Here is an 18368-nt window from a genome sequence, read left to right as displayed (position 1 = left end):
TGTACCTTTATCTTCCATATTCTTTGATCTGCGTGTTTCGGGTTTGATGTTATTAAACATGTTATGACATGCTATATAATACGAATTTGTTATCAGAATAACAGTGGAAAAATAATAGTTTTGAGGCACTCTTGAACAAAGGCACAAACAATTTAATTATAGTCATGGGAAGAAAACTTCTTATTAGAGACTTGACCATGCGTGACGGTCAACAATCTCTTTTTGCTACACGTATGACTCAGGCACAGGTTAACAGGCTGCTACCTTTCTACAAGTACGCCAACTTCTACGCTATGGAAGTTTGGGGTGGTGCAGTACCTGACTCTGTAATGCGTTACCTGAACGAAAACCCTTGGACTCGCCTAGAGACTATCAAGGCTGCTGTTGGCAATGTTTCTAAGCTTACTGCTCTTTCTCGTGGTCGTAACCTTTTCGGTTATGCTCCATATCCAGACGAAATCATCGACGGTTTTAGCCGCAACGCTATCGAGTCTGGTCTTGGTATCATGCGTATCTTCGACGCGCTAAACGACGTTAACAACGTTAAGGCTACCATTAAGTACGTTAAGAAGTACGGTGGTATTGCCGACTGCGCTGTTTGCTACACCATCGACCCTCAAGGTTTGAAGACTCCAGTGTTTACTGACGAGTACTTCCTTGGTAAGGCAAAGGAAATGGCTGCTCTTGGTGCTGACATGATCACCATCAAGGATATGAGCGGTCTTATTCCACCTGCACGCATCGCTGGTCTTATTAAGCTATTCAAGCAGCACATCAACGTACCTATCGATTTCCACACCCACTGTACTCCTGGCTACGGTCTTGGCGCAGTTCTTTCGGCTATCGTAAGCGGTGTTGATGTTGTTGATACCAACATCTGGAACTTTGCAGGTGGTCCTGCTGCTCCAGCTATCGAGCTTATCTACCTCTTCTGCCAAAAGCTAGGCATTGAGCTAGACATCAACATGCACGCGGTTGCCATGATCAACTCTGAGCTTGTTGATATCCGTAAGGAGCTTGCCGATGTTGATGCAGTTAAGAAGTTCCCTAAGCCATTCAACCCACTTACCGATACCCTACCTGCAGAAATCGATGCCCTATTCAATAAGGCTGTAGATGCTGCTAAGGCTGGTAAGGAAGCCGAACTTCTTGAAGCTTGCCAAGCTATCGAGGCTCACTTCGGATTCCCTGCTCCAGACGAACTGGTAAAGAAGGCTGAAATCCCTGGAGGTATGTACACCAACATGGTTGCTCAGCTTAAGGCGCTTAAGTCGGAGCACATCCTTCCAAAGGCTATGGAGCTAATCCCACAAGTACGCTTGGACGCTGGTCTACCTCCATTGGTAACCCCAACCAGCCAAATCGTGGGTGCACAAGCCGTAAACTGCGCGCTTGACATCATGAACGGTAAGGAAATGTACAGCAACGTTTCTAACCAATTCCGTAACATGGTTAAGGGTGAGTACGGTAAGACTCCTGTTTCTGTAGATCCAGAATTCCGCTTCAAGATCTGCGGTACCCGCGAGGAAAGTGACTACGATGTATCTAAGCACCAACTGCAGCCAAACCCAGAAATCGCTGGTCTTGGCGTGAAACTAGCTGAAAACGAGAAGGAAGTTCTTCTTCTTGAACTCTTCCCACTTGTTGCTAAGGATTACCTAACCGCTGCTAAGAAGGAGCAATACAAGAACGCTCCAAAGGCTGAAAAGGTAGAGGCTGCCGCTGCTGTAACTGTTGCTAAGTCTGCCGTAAAGGGTCAAGATGTTACTGTTGCCATGCCAGGTAAGGTGCTTCAAATCCTTGTTAAGCCAGGCGATGCAGTTAAGGCTGGACAAACCATCGTTATCCTTGAGGCTATGAAGATGGAAAACAGCATCACCTGCCCATTCGATGGCTTCGTGAACAATATCTTTGTTGCCGAAGGCGATACTATTCCTGCTGACTCTGCAATTCTTGACGTAGTTAAGGAAGCTGTTGCTGCACCTGCTGCTGGCGCTGCTGCTCCTGCTGCTGCCTCTACTAAGAATGGCAAGCCAGTTCAAACTCCAATGCCCGGAAAGATCCTTCAGATCCTTGTTAAGCCAGGCGAAACCGTAGCTGTAGGACAAACTATCGTTATCCTTGAGGCTATGAAGATGGAGAATAGTATTCCTTCTACCTTCGCTGGTTTGGTAAACAGAATCTTCGTTGAAGAAGGTCAAACTGTTGCCGCTGACTCTAATTTGATTGATGTTATCTAGTAGATATCTCAAATAAGCTTAAGGCCAACCTTTCCGGTTGGCCTTTTTTCTTGTCGTATTTTTGGGCGTTCTGCTCTTACACTCCATCTGCATTTGCCGAAGTAGCTTCGGCCACTACTGATTCTATTTCGGCCATTACCGAAGTCGTTTCGGCTATTACTTATTTTACTTCCGCCATAGCTGAAGTTGCTTCTACCATTACTTATTCTTCAGCGACCATTGCAGAAGTGGCTTCGGCCATTGCTAAAATAGCTTCCGCCATTACTGAAGTCGTTTCGGCCATTACTAATTTTGCTTCCGCCATAGCAGAAATAGCTTCTATCATTGCTAATTCTTCAGCGACCATGGCAGAAATGGCTTCGGCCATTACAGGAACGATTTCGTCCATTGCAGAAATGGTGGCGGCCACGCTATGCGCTGCTGCGACCTCTGATTACATGGGTACAACTCCTGATTGCTTGTTGGCTACTTCTGATTGGGGCTTTGCTTCTTCAATTGGCGATATTTCTACTTCGATGCTTTTGCTGGTGTTTTGATGAGGTGAGGCGGAGGGAGCGGTACAGAAGCAAAACACCCTAGATAATGTGCATTACCTAGGGTGTTCTTGTATATTAAGCGCGATGCTTTACTCTCTAAGCCCTTTTGCGGCGCTCTTGCCGGCCATGTATCCGGTGGAGAAGGCGATCTGGAGGTTGTAGCCTCCGGTTGGCCCGTCGAGGTCGAGCAGCTCGCCGGCCACGTAGAGCCCTTTTACGACCTTCGACTGCATCGTCTTTGGGTCGATATTCTTTAGCGAAACGCCGCCCATGGTAACAATGGCGCCGTCGAAGCCGGCCGTGCCGCCTACGTTTAGGCGGGTAGACTTCAGCGTGCGGGCAAGCTTGGCAATTTCGGTGGTCGATAGTTCTGCGGCCTCCTTCTTCAGCCCAATCTTATGGAAGGTGGCGAATGGCTTAACCAACTTCTTGGGGAGAAGCCCCATCAGCAGCTCCTCGGTGGAGGAGAACTCGCCCGATTTCACGTCGCGCTTGATGCGCTGGATGAGCTGCTCGTTGCTGAGCGCCGATTTCAGGTCGAGCGTTAGCCCCACGTTCTGCTCCTTTTCGAGGGCGAGCACGGCCTGCCGGCTCATGCGGAGGATGGCCGAACCGCCAAGGCCGTTGTCCAGGAATTCCACCTCGCCGAACTCGCTGGCTACGGTGGAGCCTTCAACCTCGAGGGAAACCTCTACGTTCCTTAGCTGTAGCCCGATTATCTTGGAGAATTCCAGCTGCTTTACCTGTAGCGGAACGAGCGATGGGAGAGGGGGGACGATGTGGTGGCCCAGCTTTTCGAGGAAGGTGTAGCCGTCGCCGGTTGATCCGGTGCGGGGGTACGACTTGCCGCCCGTGGCCAGGATGATGGCCTTTACGCCCATTACCGTCTCGTGGCCGCGCTCCGAATCGCGGAATTCGATGGTGGTAACCTTGCTGTTGCTGACGCCGATGTTTACCACCTCCTTAAAGATGTGCACGTCGGCGCCGGCGTCGGTGGCGGCATCGAGCAGGGCGGTGGCCACGTCCCACGCTTGGCCGCTTTCGGGGAAGATGCGGTCGCCTCGCTCCACCACGGTTCTAACGCCGTATTTTTCGAGCAAATCAACAATCGCCTTTTGGGGAAAGCCGCTGAAGGCCCAGCGGAAGAAGGCCGGGTTGGTGTTCACTTTTGATAGGAATTCGTCGTACCTACACTCGTTGGTGATGTTGCAGCGCCCCTTGCCGCTGATGCGTACCTTGCGGGCTGTTTTCTCCATCTTTTCGAGCACAACCACCCGTGCACCCTCGCTTGCGGCTGCCCAGGCGGCAACTAGTCCTGCTGCACCACCTCCAACGATGGCCAAATCGTATTCTCTCATTCGGTTGAATTATTGCGCAAAGATAGCCACATAAAAAGATAAAACGCATTACCCTGTAGAGTAATGCGTTTTTTATTAGTAGGTTTCAGGTTCTTCCTGGATTGGCGTTGGGAGCTCGGCATCGGTGGGGATTTCGTTCCCTATGAGCAGCGTGTCAGCCGGATCTTCGACGGGGTGCCGCAGGTACATGCTGGCAAGGCCGTTGAGGCTAACGTGCGGGTAGATGCCGTCGAACTCCTCCTGGGTGATGATGCCGTTGCGCAGCAGCTTGCTGGCGATGAGGTGGTAGTACCCCGTGTAGTGGCTGCGCAGGCTTCCGCTATCGCTAAAGCTGTAGTAGAATTTCTTTGGGCGGGGGATGATGCTGGCCATGAAGATGGCCTCGCTGGGCGTAACCTGGCTTACGCTTTTGCCGAAGTAGAATTCGGCCGCCTCGTTGGCCCCAAAAATGCCCGGTCCCCACTCGATGATGTTGAGGTAGATCTCCATCATCCGGTTTTTCGATACCAGGTGCTGCCTTTCGATCAGCCAGGTAACCAGCGCCTCCTCGAGCTTGCGGGCGATGGTCTTATTTCGGGATAGGTAGATGTTCTTTACCAGCTGCATGGAGATGGTGCTTCCGCCCCTAACAAATCGTCCCGCCTGGATGTTGCGGATCAGCGATGCGCGGAAGGCATCAATTAAAAAGCCGCGGTGCCCAAAGAAGTTGCCATCCTCCGAAAACATTACGGCGTACTGCAGCACTCTCGGGATTTGGTCGAGGCTCCTAAAGTTGGGGTTGTCGGGGCCTACCGAGAAGGTGCGCGAAGGCACTCCGTTATCGTAGAACGTGTACTGGAACGGTGCGTTGATGTAGGGGTACACCACTTCGCCATACTTGCGGATGCTGAAGTCGCGCGATTGGAGGTCCGACTCAAAAACGAGGTTCTTGAGGTTGTTCCAGTCTGCCTCGAACTTCAGGTGGTAGGAAAGCTCGCCGTTCACCTCAAGCCCTTTCACCGTCGAGAAAATTCCGTCGGGCAGCGAGCTGAACAGGTCCTGAGCGGGGAAGAAATCCTTATTGACGGATAGCGCCACAAACCGATTAGGCTTGGAGCGATACTTGGCGTAGGGGTTAAACGTTAGGCGGTTGAAGTTAACCACCGTAGCGCTGTCGAGTTCGATGAAGTCCTTGCCAAAGTTTACAACATAGTCGAAGTTGCCTTTTTCGAGCACCACCTCCTTTTGGGCGATTTTCCGGTGGTCGATGTAGAGGTTGTTGAACATGGCGTCCCCTTTAACCTGGTACTTTCCGCGGTGGTAGCCCGAGCCATCGATGCCAAAGGCTAGCGTATCGAAGGCTACCTTAGCGTGGTACTTGTAGGTGATAAAAGGAATCGTAGCCCTAGGGGTGTTGGTGGCGTAAACCTTCATCGAGGCGCTGTTAAGCCAGGTGTTGATGTCGCCAACAAACCGGAATACCGTGGTGGAGTCGTTTTCGGTAACACGCGCTTGCAGGTCCACCTCGCCGCTGCTGATGTCGAACCGTGGAACGGTAGCCGAAACCTTGTGCCCGTACGAGCTGATGCTGGCGTTAAAGCGCTTGATGTGGATGTCGCTGGGCAGGATGTCGAAGAAAAGGTCCAGCAGGCGCTCTACCCTTCGGGCGTAGCTGGTGCTGGTGGTGGTGGACTCGTCCTTGCGGGTGGTCTTGTACAGGAACGTGTAGTTGTTGCCCGTCGAATCCCTCAGCACATTTATGTTGATGTTGTCCGCGTTCATCTTGGTGATGCTCAGGCGGGCCATCATAAGCCTAAACGGGTTAATCTTTATCTTAAGGTTGTCGATGTTGATCAGCGTATCGTTGTCTATCGGCTTAATTACGATCTTGTCGAAGTTTATGGTAAGGATTCCCGTAAAATGGGGGTTGATAACCTGCACATCTGCCTTGTGCGACTCGTTGAACGAGGTAACCTTTTTCGTTACCATGTGATCCAGTATTGACGAGCGAAAGGCAAAAAGAACGATGGAAATTGCAATTAGCCCTGCTACGATGCACAAGGCAATAATTCTGATTTTTTTCCAAGGTAGATTCCTAAAATCCATGTTTGTCAATTTAGCGCGTAAAGCTATAATAAAAATGAAGAAATGGGAAGGTTTGCGGCGTTAGTTTTTCGGGCGTTTACTATTTGTTAAACCTTTTTGGGCGCTGGTCTGGCTGCGTCTCCTTTCGGCTGTTTTATGCCCTTTAAGCCATAGCGAATTAGCTTAATTTCTTTGTTCATTGGGGCGTGTGGCGGACGATGCGCAGATTATAAGCCCTAAATTTGACGGTTTAATGAATAGCTTACTATTATGGCATATTTAGGTGTCGATATCGAATCGATGAAGCTTGCAGCAGAGGCTATTCGGGAGGGAAAGCTGGTGTCGTTCCCTACCGAAACCGTATACGGATTGGGTGCTGATGCGTTTAATCCAGCGGCCGTTGCCCGTATCTTTCAGGAAAAGGAGCGTCCTTCTTTTGACCCGTTGATTGTTCACATTTCAGATATTTCCCAGCTGTCGAAGCTTACAAGGTCCGTTTCTCCGGTGGTGCTTAAGCTGGCTGAGCATTTCTGGCCGGGGCCTCTCACCATGGTGCTCCCTAAGCAACCCGAAGTGCACGATATTGTAACGTCGGGGCTCGATACCGTTGCGGTTCGAATGCCGAACCACCCAATAGCGCTTCAGCTGATATCGCTTTCGGGTACCGTAATTGCGGCGCCAAGCGCCAACAAGTTCGGGCAGCTTAGCCCAACACACCATAAGCATGTCACCAAGCAGCTAAAAGGGGTCGATTATGTTATTCAGGGTGGATACACTACGGTTGGTATCGAATCCTCGGTAGTGTCAGTAGAGGAGGGGCTAATCCAAATTCTTCGTCCCGGTGCTATTACTGCCGCCGATATTAAAGCTGTTTTGCCCGATGTCACGGTCGTAGACTTTACAAAACCTGTAGATGACCACCTGCCATCACCGGGCTTGTTGAATAGCCACTATAGCCCTAAGAAGCCGCTTTACATTGCCAGTAGCATAAGCGAATTTGCCGGACAAAAGTATGGCTACATTGCCTTCTCGGGCGATGGAGCAGTTGATGGTCCTGCCATTGTTCGGGTGCTTTCTAAAAGCGGAAGCTATGCGGAGGCTGCCACCAACCTATTCGGAGCCTTACACGACATGGAAGAGTCGGATGTAGACTTTATCGTAGCTGAGCCAATAAAAGAGGAGGGGATTGGAATTGCGATAATGGATAGGCTGAAAAAGGCCGCATTTAAGTATAAATCCGAGTAGCCTTAACGTTCGCGGCTACTAGAAATAGAAAAGGAGGGTTTAGCCCTCCTTTTCTTGTTATATCCTGATGGTTGTTACTCTACTTCCTTCATGTTGTGGAAAACGTTGGTAACGTCATCGTCGTCCTCGAATTTAGCCAGCAGCTTTTCGATATCGGCTTGCTGTTCTGCAGTAACCTCCTTGGTGTCGGTTGGAATCCTATCGAATTCGGCGCTTACGATTTCAAACTCGTTTTGCTCAAGGTACTTTTGGATGCTCCCGAAGTTTTCGAATACTCCGTAGATCTCGATGTTTCCTTCTTCAGCATCAGCGAAGATCTCGTCAACACCAAAGTCGATCATCTCAAGTTCTAGTTCTTCCATGTCAATGCCCTCTTTCTCCTTTACCTTAAAGTGGCATTTATGCTCGAACATAAACGATACGCTTCCCGATGTGCCCAGCGACCCGTTGCACTTGTTGAAGTAGCTGCGAACGTTCGCTACAGTACGCGTAGGGTTGTCTGTTGCAGTGTCTACGATAATCGCGATCCCGTGAGGTCCGTATCCTTCGTAGGCGATTTCCTTATAGTCTTCTTGTTCTTTAGTTGTAGCCTTCTTGATTGCACGCTCAACGTTTTCCTTAGGCATGTTGGCCGCCTTGGCGTTTTGAATTAACACCCTGAGGCGTGAGTTCGACGTTGGATCAGGACCACCCGATTTCACGGCTATAATAATCTCCTTGCCTAGCTTGGTAAAAGTGCGAGCCATGTTACCCCAGCGTTTCAGCTTACGTGCTTTGCGATACTCAAATGCTCTTCCCATTGTACTTTTCTTTGGATGTTTTTCCGAACTGCAAATGTATTGCCGCTTTGCGAATTATAAAAGTTTTTTTGCAAAAATATGTAAACTAAAAAAGCCCCGAATACTTTCGGAGCTTTTTAGAGCCGATGGCGAGAATTGAACTCGCGACCCCTTCCTTACCAAGGAAGTACTCTACCACTGAGCTACATTGGCCTTTTGATAAAAAAGCCTTTGATAAATCAAAGGCTTGGAGCGGAAGACGAGATTCGAACTCGCGACCCTCAGCTTGGAAGGCTGATGCTCTACCAACTGAGCTACTTCCGCGATTGTTGGTAAGTGGGGAGAGCAGGATTCGAACCTACGAAGACATAAGTCAGCAGATTTACAGTCTGCCCCAGTTGGCCGCTTTGGTATCTCCCCAACAATAATACTTTAAGAACTTTCTTTGGAGCCGGTGGAGGGATTCGAACCCCCGACCAGCTGATTACAAATCAGCTGCTCTGGCCAACTGAGCTACACCGGCAATTCTCTATTTTAAAGAGCGTTTGCTTTTGTTTTTATCAGGAGCGTTTCCTTTCAAAAGCGATGCAAAGATATGGGTAATTCTTGAATCTGCAAGGGCTGTGAAGAAAAAAGTCTGGGATTTATTCCAGACTTTTTGTTTGATTTTTGAATCTCAACCGATTAAAAGTTGAAAATTTTTTCATGATTTTCCATCTCATTCTGCAGTGCGACCATTTTTATGGCGGTAAGAGCGGCTTCGTCGCCCTTGTTGCCGTGTTTTCCGCCTGCACGATCGAGAGCCTGCTGTTGGTTGTCTGTAGTTAGAACCCCAAAAATTACAGGAATGTTGTAGTTAATGTTTACTTGGGTGATGCCTTGGGTTACTCCTTGGCAAATAAAGTCGAAATGGCGTGTTTCTCCTTGAATAACGCAGCCAAGTGTTATAATGGCGTCAACTTCGGTGTATTCGGCCATAAATTGGGCTCCTACGGTCAACTCGAAGGTTCCGGGCACATGTTTTACTATGATGTGTTTTTCAACCGCTCCGTGTTTGATAAGGGTGCTGTAGCAGCCTTCCAAAAGTTTGCTGGTAATTTCGTCGTTCCACTCAGCCACGACAATGCCAAACTTCATGTTTTTTGCAGATGGAATTTCACCTTTCTCTGTTGAGAGGTTTTGTAAGCTAGTAGCCATGTCTTAAAATTTTTTCAAAAGGTAAAAAAAAAGTACCAATCTTTCAATTGATACTTTTCTGTATTGAGAGAGAAATATTACTCGTTAGTATTCAACTTGGCGCGTGTAATGTACTTGTCTACGTCAGTTGCTTCTGCACTTTGTGGGTAGTTGTCCTTCACGTTTTCGTAGTTGCTGAGCGCATCTTTCCACTTTCCTTGTTCTTCGTATACTGCAGCTGCCTTAAAGAGGAACTGAGGAGCGGTAAAGTTGTTGTCGCTTAGCTTAGCGGCTTTCATGTAGGCATCCGCAGCCTTGTCAAGCTGCTTGAGTTCTACGTATGCATCACCTTTAGCGCCTTCGGCAAGTGGGCCAAACACCAAGTGGTCGGTGGTGTAGTCGTTAAGGTAATCTAGCGCCTTTTGATACTGACCAAGGTTTAGTTCGCAGATACCTGCATAGAAATTGGCAATGTTACCTGCTGTTGTAGAACCATACTCATCTACGATCTTGGCAAAACCAGCATCGGTTGCGCTTCCTTCAAGAGCCATTTTGTAGTTGCCTTGTTCGAAGTAGTTCTGTGCTGCAGCCATTTGTGCAAGAGCCTTTTCTGCTCGTGGTTCTGCTATTAACTTTTTGTACCCAAAGAATAGTCCTATAATTACCACTACGGCAGAAAACCCGTAGATCAATAGCTTTTGGTATCTTTCAATGAATTGTTCGGATTTAGTTAGAGCGCCCTCAATTGCCTGAAGGTTCTCTTCTTGATGCGTTTTCTTTTCGTGTGACATATTATTAATCTGTTTGTTGTCAAAAATAGGATAGCAAAAGTAATTCTTTTTAAATAATATGGAAATTTTTGTGTGCCTTTTGTCATCCGATCGTTTGTAGTACATTTGCTAACATATATGTACGGAAATTTCAGATGTAATCGATTGGGGATAAGTATTTCAGCCTATGTTTTTAAGTAGATTAAACCTTGTTAACTTCAAAAATTTTGCCAACGTCGAGGCTGAGTTTTGTCCGAAGATTAACTGTTTTGTGGGCAACAATGGCGTTGGAAAAACCAATATGCTGGATGCTATCTACTTTTTGTCGATGTGCAAAAGTGGTTGGTTGATGGCCGACAGCCAGTGCGTAAAGCATAGCGAACCTTTTTTTGTTATCGATGGTACATATAAAAGTAGAGGGAACGAGGATAAGATCTATTGTGGTTTTAAGCAAGGTAGCGGCAAAATCATAAAGAAAAATGGAAAAGAGTACGACAAAATCGCCGATCATATTGGAGTCTATCCATTAGTGCAAATTTCGCCTGCCGATAATAACCTTGTGCAGGAGTCGGGCGAAGAGCGACGTCGGTTTATGAACATGGTACTTTCTCAAGTTGATAGAAGCTACCTTGCCGCCTTACAAAAGTACAACAGGCTTATTGCTCATCGGAATAAGCTGCTTAAGTCCGACCTCTCCATTCGCTCTTCGTACGAGGTGCTGGAGGTTATCGATATTCAGATGGCAGAGGTTGGGACATACATATATATATGTAGAAAGAAATTGATTGAAGACCTTCAACCAATTTTCGACAGCTACTACTCCGCTATCTCAGAGTCGAAGGAGATGGCAGGAATACGCTACATTAGCCACCTTGAAAAAGGTGATATGAAGTCGCTGCTTGTAAAAAATTACGAGAGGGATTGCATTTTGCAGCATACTTCGGTTGGAGTGCATCGTGACGATTTGGACTTGCAACTTGATGGCTATTCTGCTAAAAAGATGGGGTCGCAAGGACAGCACAAAACGTTGCTCATATCGCTTAAGTTGGCGCAGTTCGAATTGATGCGGCAGTCTGCTGGCGTAAAGCCGATCCTGCTGCTCGATGACATATTCGATAAGCTAGATCCCCGAAGAGTTTCGCGACTAATAGAGTTGGTTGGAAACGATCAATTTGGCCAAATATTTATTACCGATAGCAATAAGCATCGACTTGAAGAGGCTTTAGGCGTACTTCTCAATGAAGCCTACCTCTTTTCGGTTGCTGATGGTGTTGTAGAACGAAAGGAAATCTTACCATGAAACCAGGTAAAACTTACGCGGTATCCGATTTGCTCAAAAGCATTTTTAAGGATAAAAAGTTTGAAGAAGGATTGCTTAGCGCTCAAATAAAGCGCGAATGGTCGGACATCGTAGGGCTTAAAGTTGCGTCTGCAACAGGTGGAATGTGGGTAAGAGAGCGAGTGCTTTTCGTTGAGGTGAAATCTTCTATTATTAGAAGTGAACTGAAGCTGATTAGCGCAGATTTGGTGAAGTCGATAAACCGGAGAATGGGAGAAGATGCCATCACCGATTTGATTGTTCGATAACCAATAATCGGCAATGGCTGCTTATTTCTAGAATTCGACCTCTTCTGGGGTAAAGAAAAAGCGAATTTCTCTTTGGGCGTTTTCGTCAGAGTCGGAGCCGTGAATGGCGTTACGCGAAACTTTTTCGCCGTATATTTTTCGGATTGTACCTTCGGCGGCTTCAAGTGGATCTGTTTTTCCAATCGTCATCCTAAAATCTTCTACGGCATTTTTCTTCTTAAGAGCAGCTACTACAATTGGACCTGAGGTCATAAACTCTACCAGTCCACTAAAGAAAGGTTGTCCTTTATGTATGTCATAGAAGCTTTCGGCTTGTTCTTTGGTTAAAGTGGTATCCTTTCGGCTTAAGATTTCGAATCCAGCCTTCTCGATCATTCCGAAAATTGCTTCAGTGTGATTATTTGCTACCGCATCAGGTTTTACGATTGTAAATGTGATATTTCCGCTCATTTTGTTAACTGTTATTGAGGGGCGCAAAGTAATAAATTATTCGAACCAACAAAAGAATTGATATCTTTAGCCCGTAAAAACTAGGAAGTGATAGATAACAGCAAACTCGAGATACTGAAAAAGCTGCTGAATGATGCGCAGTGCATTTCAATAGTTACACATCCAAATCCTGACGGTGATGCCGTTGGCTCTTCAATCGGCATATATCAAATCTTAAAACAATTAGGTAGAGAGGTTTACTCTATTGTTCCCAATTCGTTTCCAGACTTTCTGGCTTGGATGGAAGATGCGGATAAGTGCCTAAACTTTGAGAAAAATCCGCAGGATGTATCAGATGTGCTAGGTAGAAGTGACCTTATTCTTTGCCTCGATTTCAACTCTATATCGAGGTTAAACGGAATGGGTGATGTGGTTAAGGCAACATCGGCACCTAAGGTGCTAATCGACCATCACCTCTATCCAGAAGATGATTTTATTCTTCAGTTTTCGGAGCTGTCGGTTAGCTCAACTTGCGAGCTGGTTTACCATATCATCAAGGGGTTGGACTATCAATCGCTATTTACCATTGGCGCGGCTGAAGCACTTTATGCCGGGATTATGACCGACACCGGCTCCTTTAGTTACTCGAGCTCAAATCCGGCAACTTTTCATGTTGTTGCCGACTTGCTGGGGTTGGATATCGATAAGGATAAAATCCACCAAGCGATATATAACACATTTTCGGAAGAACGGATGCGCCTGATGGGCTACTGTTTAAACGAGAAAATGGTGGTTTTTAGGGAGCATAAAACGGCATACATCGCACTAACGCTAAAGGAACTTAACAGGTTTAAGCATCGTTCTGGTGATACCGAAGGGCTTGTAAACCTCCCGCTTTCTATTAAAGATGTGAATTTCTCCGTGCTCTTTACCGAGCAGACAGATGGGAACGTAAAGCTGTCATTACGCTCGAAGGGCGAATTCTCGGTAAACGAATTCTCGAGGAAGTACTTCTACGGAGGTGGGCATAAAAATGCTGCTGGTGGGCGAATTCAAATGAAGCTGCCTGAGGTTATTAAATATTTCGAAATCTGTGTAAGGGAAAATGCAGACAAAATTGTTAAAAGCATCTAGCATTTTAGGATTAATGTTACTGGCTGCCTGCAGTAACAACTCTCAAGAGGGCTACGTAAAGCATCAAACCAACTATTCTGTCGAAGAAAATAAGATGCTCCGAGCCAATCGCTACCTTAATAAGAAGGATATGCTGGTTGTTGAAGGCTATATCGAACGGCATGGGCTTAAGATGAGCCTTTCGGACTTCGGATTTTACTACCGATGTGTGGAAAGCGGTGGGAGTAAGAAGGTAAAGTCTGGATCGGTTGTTCTATACAGCTATAAGGTACGGCTGATTGATGGTACTCCTTTGGATTCTTCGGGTGTTGAACTTGCTCAGCTTGTAGTTGATAAGTCGGATGGAATTGCCGGTCTTCATGAAGGACTAAAGTATTTTCATGAGGGCGATAGCGCTCAATTTATCTTCACGCCTCATTCAGCCTATGGGTTGGTTGGCGATGGCGAGAAAATTCCATCGCGGGCAACGCTCGTTTACGATGTAAGAATAAAAAGTGTGCAGTAGCGCACAATAAATAGGATTGATTTGCTGTTTATATAGGTAAAATTGGGCATCGCCTGCGGCTTGAGGTAGCTATATTTAAAGAATATTCCTACATTTGGGAGCCTAAAGGCAAAGCAATTAGCCAATCTGCAAATCCAATTTTTAGAAGTTGATGAGATTTTTTAAACATACATTTTTTGTCGTTACGCTTGCTTGCGCTGCTGCATTCATTACGTCTTGCGGCAAAGAGGAAACCACTACAACCAGCTTAGTGGCGCAGAATACCCTAATAGAGTCTTTTGTAAAGACCACCAAACTTACGGATAGCGTCGAAAAGAGCGGCGATTTGTGGTGTAATCGGTTTGTTAAGGGTGCAAACTCCACTAAGATACAGGTGGGAGATGAGGTTACCTTCTACTACATTCTAAGTGTTGTGAAAGATGCTACAACTCTTGAACCCTATGCCACGAATATAGAGTCGGTGGCAAAGGCTAAGGCATTGGCTAATCCCTTTTCCAAGTATGAGCCTATTACGGTAGTAGTGGGCAAGAGCGGGTTGCCTAAAGGATTTGATCTAGGGCTTCGCCTATTGTACGATGGCGATGCCGCTCAAATTCTTTTTCCATCGACCTATGGTTATGGAGCAAGCGATATTGGCGCTGTCCCTGCCAATTCGGCAATAGGGGTAAGGGTGTATATCAGCAAAGTTGAAAGATAAGAACGAATAAAAAGTTGCAATAACAGTTTTTCTATGCATAGCTATCTTAAAGTATTGGCTTTAGCAGCCCTTGCAGTGGGGCTTTACTCATGCGCTCAGGAACAAACCATATCAGATCGAGTAGTGGAAGATGGTATTATCGGTGCGTATGTTGAGCAAAATCCTATATGGAAAAATAAGACGGAATCGGGGCTTTACCTAAACGTGCTTAAGGAAGGAACTGGCGCTACACCAACCGTTACCGATTGGGTTATGGTTAAGTTTACCGGTAAGACGCTAGACGGCGATTACTTCCACTCTACAGATACCACCGTATTTAACCATTTAGACTATAACGTAAACTACTATCACATAGTCCCCGATTTCTTGTACATGGCAGGTTCGATGCCTCAAGGCTTTAGGGAGGCGTTGTTGACCATGAAGGAAGGAGGCAAGGTTGATCTTCTTATTCCCTCGTACCTTGGTTTTGGTTCTTACGGAGCCGTTAAGTTTGGGCAGATGCCAATTCTTCCTAATGCATACGTACAGGCTAACCACCCTGTAAAGTATCAGTTGGAGCTGGTAAAGGTTATCTCTAAGCCTAGGGAGTACGATTCTTTGCTGGTCGACTCTTACGTTAAGAATAATCCAGGTTTTGTTGATATTAAGGATAAGGCTGTGTATCTAAAGGAACTTGAGAAGGGAAGTACAGCTATTAGCGATACCATTGGAAATGGAACAAAGGTGTATGTTCACTATGCTGGATATTTCCTAGATGGATACTGCTTTGATACGAATATAAAAACCATTTCGGATACTTTCGCTCCTTATGCGCCCTATAGTGGCAGTTCTTCTAGTTCGTCGACTTCTACTTCTACAACTACCTCTGGAGATACGCTAGTTGTAACAATGGCAGCAAGTAGTAGTGGGGTTGTTACTGGTTTTGATAAGGCATTGCGTAAAATGACCAAGGGCTCTAAGGCAGAGGTTGTATTTACGTCAACCAATGGTTATGGATTATCTGGTAGCTCTAGCTCAACCAGCAAGCCTTCCATTGGAGCCTATACGCCGCTGAAATTTTATATTGTAGTTGATAGGGTAGAGAACCCCACCTCATCTACAACTACCGCGTCGTCTATCGTTGTTCCGAAATATTTGCTACGAAAGAATTAAAAAGACCGTGGGTCTTTTATGAAGGTCGGGGACTTGCTTACGCCAGTCTCCGATTTTTTTTGTCACAATGTACTCGGTTTCGGTGGTGATGTCGGCGGCAATGCAGAGGCGCGTTTCGGGGTGGCAGGTTTCCAGCAGCGCTGCCAGCATGTGGTTGTTGCGGTAAGGCGTTTCGATGAAGAGCTGGGTTTGGTGCTCGCGGTTGGAGCGTTGTTCCAACGTCTTTATGGCCTTAACCCTTTCGGCGGGCTTTACGGGGAGGTAGCCTACGAAGGAAAAGTTCTGCCCGTTTAGTCCCGATGCCATTAGCGACATCAGAATAGACGACGGCCCAACCAGCGGAACAACCTTAACCCCCAGTCGATGTGCTTCGGCAACCGCATCGGCTCCAGGATCGGCAACGCCGGGTACACCTGCCTCCGATATGATGCCGATGTCGTTTCCGTCCATCGCGGGCTGTAGCATCCTACGAACCTCGGTTGGGTGGGTGTGTTCGTTGAGTTCATAAAAGGTGAGTGAGTCGATCTGAATGCCCAGTTTGAGCTTGCTGATAAACCGGCGGGCGGTGCGAATTTCCTCCACAATAAAGAATCGGGTGTTTAGGACTACATCCTTTACGTGTTGCGGAATGACGTTCTCGATTGGGGTATCGCCCAGCGTGGTTGGAATCAGGTATACTACTGCCGACATGGTCTCTGTTTTTTCGGCAAAGGTAATCCAATTATCCTGATATGCTGCTCGGGGGCGTTTTCGGGGGATACTTTGTCGGTTTATGTGCTACTTTTGCGGTACTATTCAACCCATAAATAGAAGCGGTGAAGGTTACATTTCTAGGAACGGGAACCTCGCAGGGGGTGCCGATTATTGCCTGCAGCTGCCCGGTGTGCCAGTCGGGCGATAGCCACGATAAGCGCCTGCGCTCGTCGGCAATGGTGGAGGTTGATGGCGTTCGCATCCTGATTGATGCTGGGCCCGACTTCCGCCAGCAGATGCTCCGCGAGGGGGTGACGGACTTGGATGCCATTCTGCTAACCCACGAGCACAAGGACCATGTGGGCGGGCTCGACGACGTTCGCGCCTTCAACTACGTGCTCAATCGGCCCATGGACATTTACGCCCAGGAGCGCGTGCTGGGGCATCTGAAGGTCGAGTTCTCCTACGTCTTTAGCGAGAAGCCCTATCCGGGCGTGCCGCAAATGGCGCTGCACCCCATCGGCAGCGAGCCGTTTACGGTGAAGGGGGTTGAGGTGACGCCCATATCGGTGAGGCATTTCCGCCTGCCTGTGTCCGCCTACCGCATTAGCGACTTTTCCTACATCACCGATGCCAACTACATCTCCGAGGAAGAGAAGCAGAAGCTGGTCGGAACGCGCGTGCTGGTGGTTAACGCCCTGAGGCGCGAGGAGCACATCTCGCACTTTACCCTGAGCCAGGCGCTGGAGCTAATCCGGGAGGTGAAGCCCGAGGTGGCCTACCTCACCCACATCTCGCACCAGCTGGGTAAGCACGCCGACGTGCTCAGGGAACTCCCCCCAAACGTCTTCCTAGCCTACGACGGGCTGTGCGTGGAGGTGATATAAGACATAAGATTCAAGACACAAGATATTACCCCAGACATGGCTTCTCGCTCTGTTCTGGGGTATTGTTACTAGTATCCGCCTCTCGTGGCTGCTCTTCCATGCAGCCTTCTCCTTTTTCCTTTTTCTTCCTGATGAAGGTGTAGTGGCGCTTCAGTTCGGCGCTGTACTTGTCGTTGAGCAGCTCCACGGCATGCAGGGTTCGATCCCATCCCTGCTGCGGGTTGATGATGGCCTGCGCGTCGATATAGGCCCAGAGCCCCCGAATAGCCTGCTCGAGCGCCTTGCGCACCCGCGTGGGCGGCGCAATTGCCTTCTGCTCGGCTCGCTCATTATTGGCCAATATGTCGCTGTGGTCGAATAGCTGGTTGGCTTCTTCCAGGCCAGCTAGGGCTTCCTGCAGGTTAAGAGCGTCCACGGCGGGCTTGTGTTCCCCATTGTTAAGCACGTGCAGCAGCTTGCTGATGCTCACTGATTCGGTGTTGTAGTTCTTGCGGTACAGGGTAAAGCCGAGGCGCTCCATCAGGTGTTTTACATGCTCGCCCGCCTGCTGCTGCTCCTCCTTGGCCGAGTAGCAGCCCGCCAGCACTAGGTGCTTCAGGTGCAGGAAGGCCCGGTCGCGGGTGGTATCGGCCTTTTTCAGGTTGATGTTGCTTCTTCGGCTGGTGTTAAACCCGCTTTCGAAGCGCTGCTTGGCCTCCACAACGGCATGGTAGCGTTCCGTATCGAGCAGCGCGGCATCAACGTACAGGCTTACGTCGTCGAGCACGCTGTTGGTGTAGCATATGATGCTGTTCACGCTCAGGCGGGGAAGCAGTGCGGTCTTTTTCATAGGTCGAAAAGGTTAAACGCGTTCTGTTTGGCGGCAACGGCGCTGCGCGAAAGGCCATTTCGGCGAGATATTGTCCTTCTGCCGCTGCGCGAAAGGCCATCGGCAGATCGTTTCGGCCAATTGGCTGCCAACGAAAGCTCATCCTCCTCTTCGTTGGCCCTGCTGCGCGTTGCTGCATGCTTTACTTCGCTAAATATACTAAAAATACAGCTGTATTTTATGTGATGCTACTTTTGTTATGAAAAATGCAGTTGTAAAATTTATGCTGTCATTTGCAGTGCATAAAA

At 47.9% G+C, this 18368-nt stretch carries 18 protein-coding genes, 4 tRNA genes and 1 pseudogene; 11 read left to right on the top strand and 12 right to left on the bottom strand.

From position 1 onward, the window contains the following. Positions 1-164 precede the first annotated feature (164 nt). The 3 genes and pseudogenes from ACHZA1_RS02860 to ACHZA1_RS02850 form a co-directional block, all read left to right on the top strand. Positions 165-1964 (top strand): annotated as a pseudogene (locus ACHZA1_RS02860) (biotin/lipoyl-containing protein); the annotation flags it as partial. An 84-nt stretch (positions 1965-2048) separates the two neighbouring features. Then, positions 2049-2240, top strand: a complete 192-nt coding sequence (locus tag ACHZA1_RS02855; protein ID WP_394701073.1) for a biotin/lipoyl-containing protein — start codon at positions 2049-2051, stop codon at positions 2238-2240. 50 nt (positions 2241-2290) lie between these two features. After that, positions 2291-2776, top strand: a complete 486-nt coding sequence (locus ACHZA1_RS02850; protein ID WP_320053728.1) for a hypothetical protein — start codon at positions 2291-2293, stop codon at positions 2774-2776. Between the two features lie 89 nt (positions 2777-2865). On the opposite strand, the gene ACHZA1_RS02845 is transcribed toward ACHZA1_RS02850, so the two are convergent. Together ACHZA1_RS02845 and ACHZA1_RS02840 are read right to left on the bottom strand one after the other, a co-directional pair. Further along, on the bottom strand, positions 2866-4134 hold the full coding sequence (locus ACHZA1_RS02845; protein WP_320053727.1) for an NAD(P)/FAD-dependent oxidoreductase: 1269 nt from the start codon (positions 4132-4134) through the stop codon (positions 2866-2868). A gap of 75 nt (positions 4135-4209) precedes the next feature. Then, entirely contained in the window at positions 4210-6219 is a 2010-nt protein-coding gene (locus ACHZA1_RS02840) for a biosynthetic peptidoglycan transglycosylase (protein ID WP_320053726.1), read from the bottom strand. Between the two features lie 249 nt (positions 6220-6468). Between ACHZA1_RS02840 and ACHZA1_RS02835 the strand changes: the two genes are divergently transcribed. Continuing rightward, positions 6469-7443 (top strand): L-threonylcarbamoyladenylate synthase, encoded by a 975-nt coding sequence (locus tag ACHZA1_RS02835; RefSeq protein ID WP_320053725.1) that lies wholly within the window; start codon positions 6469-6471, stop codon positions 7441-7443. Between the two features lie 74 nt (positions 7444-7517). Here ACHZA1_RS02835 and ACHZA1_RS02830 read toward each other — a convergent pair whose 3' ends face one another. The 7 genes from ACHZA1_RS02830 to ACHZA1_RS02800 form a co-directional block, all read right to left on the bottom strand. Next, positions 7518-8243, bottom strand: a complete 726-nt coding sequence (locus ACHZA1_RS02830; RefSeq protein WP_320053724.1) for a YebC/PmpR family DNA-binding transcriptional regulator — start codon at positions 8241-8243, stop codon at positions 7518-7520. 120 nt (positions 8244-8363) lie between these two features. Then, positions 8364-8435 (bottom strand) — tRNA-Thr (locus ACHZA1_RS02825). A 35-nt stretch (positions 8436-8470) separates the two neighbouring features. After that, positions 8471-8546: transfer RNA gene (locus ACHZA1_RS02820), tRNA-Gly, on the bottom strand. Between the two features lie 13 nt (positions 8547-8559). After that, positions 8560-8642, bottom strand: a tRNA-Tyr gene (locus ACHZA1_RS02815). 26 nt (positions 8643-8668) lie between these two features. Next, positions 8669-8745 (bottom strand) — tRNA-Thr (locus ACHZA1_RS02810). A 161-nt stretch (positions 8746-8906) separates the two neighbouring features. After that, positions 8907-9419: a 6,7-dimethyl-8-ribityllumazine synthase gene (gene ribH / locus ACHZA1_RS02805; protein WP_320053723.1), complete on the bottom strand. Its 513-nt coding sequence runs from the start codon at positions 9417-9419 to the stop codon at positions 8907-8909. Between the two features lie 77 nt (positions 9420-9496). Then, positions 9497-10189, bottom strand: coding sequence for a tetratricopeptide repeat protein (locus tag ACHZA1_RS02800; RefSeq protein WP_320053722.1), 693 nt, complete (start codon positions 10187-10189; stop codon positions 9497-9499). A 166-nt stretch (positions 10190-10355) separates the two neighbouring features. On the opposite strand from ACHZA1_RS02800, the gene recF reads away from it, so the two are divergent. Both recF and ACHZA1_RS02790 read left to right on the top strand, forming a co-directional pair. Further along, entirely contained in the window at positions 10356-11468 is a 1113-nt protein-coding gene (gene recF / locus ACHZA1_RS02795; RefSeq protein ID WP_320053721.1) for a DNA replication/repair protein RecF, read from the top strand. Beyond that, the gene (locus ACHZA1_RS02790; protein ID WP_320053720.1) at positions 11465-11755 is read left to right on the top strand and encodes a DUF721 domain-containing protein; all 291 of its coding nucleotides are present in this window, start codon (positions 11465-11467) and stop codon (positions 11753-11755) included. The genes recF and ACHZA1_RS02790 overlap by 4 nt, the downstream gene beginning before the upstream one ends. Positions 11756-11782: 27 nt before the next feature. Here the strand turns inward: ACHZA1_RS02790 and ndk are convergent, their stop codons facing one another. Further along, positions 11783-12205, bottom strand: coding sequence for a nucleoside-diphosphate kinase (gene ndk / locus ACHZA1_RS02785; RefSeq protein ID WP_320053719.1), 423 nt, complete (start codon positions 12203-12205; stop codon positions 11783-11785). Positions 12206-12292: 87 nt separating this feature from the next. On the opposite strand from ndk, the gene ACHZA1_RS02780 reads away from it, so the two are divergent. From ACHZA1_RS02780 to ACHZA1_RS02765, 4 genes are all read left to right on the top strand, one after another. After that, positions 12293-13318, top strand: coding sequence for a bifunctional oligoribonuclease/PAP phosphatase NrnA (locus ACHZA1_RS02780; RefSeq protein WP_320053718.1), 1026 nt, complete (start codon positions 12293-12295; stop codon positions 13316-13318). After that, positions 13302-13823, top strand: a complete 522-nt coding sequence (locus ACHZA1_RS02775) for an FKBP-type peptidyl-prolyl cis-trans isomerase (RefSeq protein ID WP_320053717.1) — start codon at positions 13302-13304, stop codon at positions 13821-13823. The genes ACHZA1_RS02780 and ACHZA1_RS02775 overlap by 17 nt, the downstream gene beginning before the upstream one ends. 151 nt (positions 13824-13974) lie before the next feature. Then, positions 13975-14520, top strand: a complete 546-nt coding sequence (locus tag ACHZA1_RS02770) for an FKBP-type peptidyl-prolyl cis-trans isomerase (protein ID WP_320053716.1) — start codon at positions 13975-13977, stop codon at positions 14518-14520. Between the two features lie 33 nt (positions 14521-14553). Further along, positions 14554-15672 (top strand): FKBP-type peptidyl-prolyl cis-trans isomerase, encoded by a 1119-nt coding sequence (locus tag ACHZA1_RS02765; RefSeq protein ID WP_320053715.1) that lies wholly within the window; start codon positions 14554-14556, stop codon positions 15670-15672. On the opposite strand, the gene ACHZA1_RS02760 is transcribed toward ACHZA1_RS02765, so the two are convergent. Then, the gene (locus ACHZA1_RS02760; protein WP_320053714.1) at positions 15658-16362 is read right to left on the bottom strand and encodes an SAM-dependent methyltransferase; all 705 of its coding nucleotides are present in this window, start codon (positions 16360-16362) and stop codon (positions 15658-15660) included. The genes ACHZA1_RS02765 and ACHZA1_RS02760 overlap by 15 nt on opposite strands. A 125-nt stretch (positions 16363-16487) precedes the next feature. Between ACHZA1_RS02760 and ACHZA1_RS02755 the strand changes: the two genes are divergently transcribed. Next, positions 16488-17252 carry an MBL fold metallo-hydrolase gene (locus ACHZA1_RS02755; RefSeq protein ID WP_320053713.1) on the top strand — a complete coding sequence of 255 codons (765 nt, stop codon included), beginning with the start codon at positions 16488-16490 and terminating at the stop codon, positions 17250-17252. Between the two features lie 25 nt (positions 17253-17277). On the opposite strand, the gene ACHZA1_RS02750 is transcribed toward ACHZA1_RS02755, so the two are convergent. Beyond that, a complete protein-coding gene (locus ACHZA1_RS02750; protein WP_320053712.1) occupies positions 17278-18081 on the bottom strand; it encodes a DUF6261 family protein in 804 nt (267 codons plus the stop codon). Positions 18082-18368: the final 287 nt, after the last annotated feature.

The organism is uncultured Acetobacteroides sp., from assembly GCF_963667355.2.
Taxonomy (GTDB): domain Bacteria; phylum Bacteroidota; class Bacteroidia; order Bacteroidales; family ZOR0009; genus Acetobacteroides.
The sequence above is the reverse complement of the archived record's forward strand: the minus strand, read 5'-3'. Positions and strand labels throughout refer to the sequence as shown.